Annotated in this window: 1 protein-coding gene; it reads right to left on the reverse strand. The window is 53.1% G+C overall.

What is annotated here, in order from left to right; translation table 11 throughout:
• Positions 1 to 122 precede the first annotated feature (122 nt).
• On the reverse strand, positions 123 to 636 hold a 514-nt coding region (locus AC1DU8_RS22755), incomplete at its 5' end, for a pilin (RefSeq protein WP_477727285.1).

Raw genomic sequence — 636 nt, forward strand, 5'->3', positions numbered from 1 at the left:
TTTCAGATTTCAGAAATCAACTGTCGGACTCCATCGGACAACTTTTGCCCAAATAAAAGCGGCGCGTCAAAGACGCGCCGCTTGTTAACCCATGAATTGCTGCGTTACGCAGCAATCAGGTTTTAGCCCCGGCAAGAACCTGGGAGGTATTTCGTAGGCATTGCGGTACCCGTCGATCCGGGGCCACACACCCACTTGAAGATGGTTGCGCCAACATCGGTGCTCGTCAACGTAGCGGTGGAATCCTTGAACGGAACCAGTTGAACTGTTTTATTAGCAGCGTCCTTCAGGTCAGGCGCATTGGTCGCATCCATCGTGAGAACAGTGATTTTACCGACAGCATCCGTTACGATGGACCAGACATATTTCGAAGGCGCGCTTGCAGCCGTACCGGCGCCGCTGGCGTTCTTTTCACAGCCCCAGTTATTGGCGATCGGCAGAACCGTACTGGCAGCAGATTGAACAGTTTCCGTGATGCTGGTACGGCACTGTGATGCAGCCAGAATCACTTCAGACACTTTCGCACGAATGGTGTAGTCCTGATAGGCAGGCAGAGCCACCGCAGCCAGGATACCGATAATCGCCACGACGATCATCAATTCGATCAGGGTAAAACCCCGTTGGATGGAACGCTTC

The organism is Polaromonas sp. P3_A5, assembly GCF_056403055.1.